This window comes from Ilyobacter sp. (genome assembly GCF_041583315.1).
In the GTDB taxonomy this organism is placed as follows: domain Bacteria; phylum Fusobacteriota; class Fusobacteriia; order Fusobacteriales; family Fusobacteriaceae; genus Ilyobacter.
Window position 1 is genome coordinate 1 of record NZ_JBFHGC010000180.1, and the last position, 4,942, is coordinate 4,942.

Sequence of the window (4,942 nt, forward strand, 5' to 3'; positions counted from 1 at the left end):
CCTGCCACAGGTAAGAAGGTTAATTTTAGAACCACTGTGGACTGCGCTGTGGAAAATAACAGAATTTATGAAGAGTGGCTGGTAAGGGATAATCTATGGATTGTAAAACAGCTAGGTTTTGATCCTGTGGATGTGGCGAAAAAGATGGCCAAGAATTTCAATCCTAAACTTACAGCAGGAATGGAAAGCATGGGGATGAATGAGAATATGAAAGGACAGCTAAATCCTAGTATTTACAGGGCTAAATCAAATAATATAGGTGAAATCTGCCTTGAGATGCTTTCTAAAATTTATAACTACAGACTTTTTAATGAAGTTGAAAATTATTATGCACCTAATGCGGTAGTTCACTATATTTGTGACAAAGATTTGATAGGATATCAGCAAATTCAGGGGATGCTCGTAAGTCTTTTTGCTTCCTTTCCAAATGCCAATTTTTTGGTGGAAAGGGTAAGCTATAATGACAGGGAGAATGAGCAGGAATTTGATGTTGCTGTCAGATGGAGATTATGCGGTCTTCACGAGGGACTGGGTTATTTTGGGAAACCGACAAATAAAATGGTTGAAATTCTTGGGATTTCACACTTTACGATGGTAGGTGGAAAGGTTGTAGAGGAATGGATGACCTATGACGGGCTAGACGTTTACAGACAAATTTATGTTGACAGTATAGAGGTCAAGGATGAAGACAGTATTTAGGTAAGATAGAATTATTGGAGGGTGTCATGGGCGAGTATCAAGAGGTAAAAAGAAAAGTAAGAGCTTACTTTGATGCACTAGAAAGTGCAGAAGCAGAAGGGTTAAAAGATATATTAAAGGAATATATGAGTGAGGATTATTTGTTTAGGGGAGTGTATCCTTTCAGAGAGCAACACGGTGTAGATGCAGCGGCAGAAAAATTTTGGATACCACTAAAAAAATCTTTGAAAAGAATGCAGAGAAGAGAGGATATATTTATCGCCGGTACAAATGAGATCAGCAAAGAAAAATGGGTGATGTCTATGGGCCATTTCATGGGGCTTTTTGACCGAGAATGGATGGGAATAAGACCCACGGGCAAAATGATCAATTTGAGATATGCTGAATTCACATGTGTTGAAGATGATAAAATAACCAAGACAGGAATATTTGTAGATATAATCGGATTCATGGTTCAGGCCGGGGCAAATCCTTTACCACCATCAACAGGCTCATATTTTGTATATCCAGGACCGAAGGATCATAATGGTTTACTTTATGAAGATGCTCCCGAAAATGAGGGAATAAAAACATTAGCCCTAGTAAATAAAATGGTTGATGACCTATCGGCTTTGAACGATAGTGGATCTATGGGGTGTCCCCCGGAAATTCTTGAAAAGTCATGGTCTAAAGATATGATATGGTACGGACCTGGAGGGATCGGAGCCAGCTATACTATTCCCCGTTATCAAATACAGCATCAACTGCCTTTCAGAAATAATTTAAAGGATAAAAAATTCAACGGGCATGTCTGCAGGTTTGCAGAGGGAAACTTCGCATGTTTCTTTGGATGGCCAAACCTTTCAAATGTTCCGATTGGAGGATTTTTAGGGCTTCCAGGGGGAGAGGTCAAGGCAGATATGCAGGTAGTGGATGTTTACTACCGTAAAGATGACAAGTTATCTGAAAACTGGGTTTTTATAGATATACCTTTTTGGCTGAAGCAACAGGGCCTGGATATTTTTGAACGAACTCAGCAGATATTAAATCCAAAACTATAGTTTTTTAGTAAATTTAATGGGAGAAATTTTTCCCATTTTTTTTATTATATTCAGCTACTTTGGGTTTTGTTTGCAAATAAAACATGAAGATAGCAGAAACTCCAACTGTGTACACTTTTGATTAATTTTTGATGTTTTTATGTTTAAAATAAAACCAAAAAATATTGACAAAATGCCTTTGAACAGATATAATCCTACTACATTTAACAATGTTCACAGGGGGTTAATGATATGGCTACACTATTGGGTCTAGATAAAAAAAACATAGGGACAAAAACACCATTGATGTACTCTAAAATTCGTACGATACTGGAAACAGCATTTTACAGAAATAATGTCATAAATGTAGGAACTCTGAGGGAGGCCTACAATCTTGCAAAAAACTCTCCGGGGACTGTGGTTACTGACCTTCCAATATATAAAGCTGAAGAAATGGGACTTCCTCAAGATTCAAAAGTATTGATATTCAACGACGGAGACAGGACCGGAAGAACTTCGGCAGCAAGGAAAATACTGGGGGACAGAGGCGTAGATGAGAATGAATACGCAGGGAAGCTCAGGGAAGCTGTTTTTTCTTCCAGGAAGAAGAAGATGTACAGGGCCTCTGTATGTGTGGGACTTCATGAAGATTTCATGGTGAGGGCACACCTTATGATTCCTGAAGGATATGAAAATATACTCTACTCTTGGATGCTCAACTTTCAGGATTTTAGTGATGATATAAAAGTGAAATATGACTCTTCTAAAATTATAGAAGAGGGGGATATCTTTGTATATTCTGACCCAGACTGGTCTCACGAAAACCATCCGGTTGGACTTACATTTTTTGATTCAGATCACAATTGTGCGGCTCTTTTGGGCATGAGATATTTCGGTGAACACAAAAAAGGAACTCTTACACTGGCCTGGACCATTGCCACTAGATGCGGGTACACTCCTTGTCACGGTGGACAAAAAAGATATAACCTTCCAAACGGTGAAAAATTTGTAGTGGGAGTATTTGGACTGTCAGGTTCTGGAAAGTCTACAATTACTCATGCTAAACACAGGGATAAATATGATGTAACTGTACTTCATGATGATGCCTTTATTATCTCAAATGAAGACGGGTCATCAATATCTATGGAACCTTCATATTTTGATAAGACTCAGGATTATCCTACAGATTCCCCTGACAATAAATATCTTCTTACCATGCAGAACTGTGCTGCCACGATGGACAATGAAGGGAAAATAGTGCCTGTAACAGAAGATATAAGAAACGGAAACGGAAGAGCGGTTAAGTCAAAATACTGGTCACCAAACAGGGCATATAAATTTGATAAAAAGTGCGATGCCATATTCTGGCTCATGAAAGATGAGAGTATGCCTCCTGTAATGAAGATAAATTCTGCAACACTTGCTGCAACGCTGGGAGCAACCCTGGCAACAAAACGTTCTTCTGCAGAGCATCTTCTCAAAGGTGTGGACAGCAACAAACTGGTAATAGAGCCATATGCAAATCCATTCAGGACTTACCCTCTGTGTAATGACTATAAGAAATTTAAATCTCTATTTAAAGAGAGAAAAATTGAATGCTATATATTAAATACCGGGTTTTTTCTTCACAGGAAGATAACTCCTGATATAACTCTGGGAATTATAGAGTCTATAATTGAGAAAAAGGGCGGATTCAAGAAGTTTGGTCCTATGGATAATATAGAGTACCTGGAGATAGAAGGGTACAACCCGAATTTCGAGGATGTAAACTATATCAATCTGGTTCAAAGCAGGATTCAGACGAGGCTTGATTTTATAGGGGAACTGAGAGAATTTAACAGACTTCCTTATGAAGCCAGCGAATCACTTTATAAAATTCTTGAAAAACTGGATTCTGTAAAAAATAATAAATCTCAAAATGAGGAATGATAGGATATTTTTATTTTGTAAAATAACCGTATAAATGCAATGAATGGCTGAATAAAAATATTTTATAAATATAGAAAAGACCAGAATTAAATTTTCTGGTCTTTTTTTTATATTACAACTTCTAACTATACCTACTGTTTTCCAATATTATATTTATATTTTCCCTTTGTTTTATTTGGTTTATGAAAAAATATGCCGAACAAAAAATAAAAAAAATTGTAATCTATATTTATATTTCATTTACCTGTAAAATTTTAAGACAGAAAAATTAACTATCCAGGGGGAAAATGGGAATGAAAAAAGTTTTGTTTATATTGATGATTATGGTTCTTTCTGCAGCATCCTATGCTGAAGGCAGAGTCGAAAAAATTGTGAAAAATAAGAAAATAAGAGTGGGTACAACGGGGGATTATAAACCATTTACTTATTACAACGGAAAAGAGTATGAAGGATATGATATTGAAATGGCTAAATATATAGCTGAGGATTTAGGTGTAGAGGTGGAATTTGTTCCCACCACGTGGAAGACTCTTATAGAGGATCTGGAAAACGATAAGTTTGATATCGCCATGGGTGGAATAACAAGAAGAACCGACAGAAAGCTAAGGGTAGAGCTGTCTAGACCATATTTGGTTTTTGGGAAATGTCCTATAGTAAGAAAGGCAGACGAGGGACGTTATACATCTTTAGAAGCAATAGACAAACCCGGTGTGAAAGTGGGAGTGAATATAGGGGGAACAAACGAAAAATATGCTGATAAAAATATAAAATCAGCTCAAATAATAAAATATGAGAAAAATCTAGATGTACCTGTGGCTGTCATGAAAGGCGAGGTGGATGTAATGATTTCAGAAAGCCCAGAGGCGATACATTATGCCAATGAATATAAGGAACTTGCAGCTCCTATGGTCGGGAATCCTCTGACTAAGGGTCAGCTGGGATACCTTATTCCAAAAGGAGAATATGATATGCTGAACCTGATTAATTTCATAATGGATGAGATGGAATTAAAAGGAGTAATGGACGAACTAAAGGCAAAAGAAATCAGATAATTTTTGTAAAATATGAAAAATGAGCCTTGGGGCTCTTTTTCTTTTGTAAAATAATGAGGTGATTGCCTATTGTAGATCTTTTTTAAAAAGTATTATTTTTAAGGAATTTCAAGTATAAAATTCTTATATGTTTTGACTTATTTTTGTCAAAGGTTTATAATTGTAAAATAACAATTAATAAAAAATAAGGGGGAACCTCATGAAGATAAAGATTACCGAGGGAAAAGAATCAGTTATAGAGAC

Annotated in this window: 4 protein-coding genes; all 4 read left to right on the forward strand. The window is 36.4% G+C overall.

The window, feature by feature from the left end:
- Positions 1 to 699, forward strand: a 699-nt coding sequence (locus ABZA26_RS07545; protein WP_372713910.1) for an ester cyclase, incomplete at its 5' end; no start/stop codon positions are given.
- 26 nt (positions 700 to 725) lie between these two features.
- The gene (locus ABZA26_RS07550) at positions 726 to 1,739 is read left to right on the forward strand and encodes an ester cyclase (protein WP_372713911.1); all 1,014 of its coding nucleotides are present in this window, start codon (positions 726 to 728) and stop codon (positions 1,737 to 1,739) included.
- 231 nt (positions 1,740 to 1,970) lie between these two features.
- Entirely contained in the window at positions 1,971 to 3,647 is a 1,677-nt protein-coding gene (locus tag ABZA26_RS07555; RefSeq protein WP_372713912.1) for a phosphoenolpyruvate carboxykinase (ATP), read from the forward strand.
- 293 nt (positions 3,648 to 3,940) lie between these two features.
- Positions 3,941 to 4,699, forward strand: coding sequence for a transporter substrate-binding domain-containing protein (locus tag ABZA26_RS07560; protein WP_372713913.1), 759 nt, complete (start codon positions 3,941 to 3,943; stop codon positions 4,697 to 4,699).
- Positions 4,700 to 4,942: the final 243 nt, after the last annotated feature.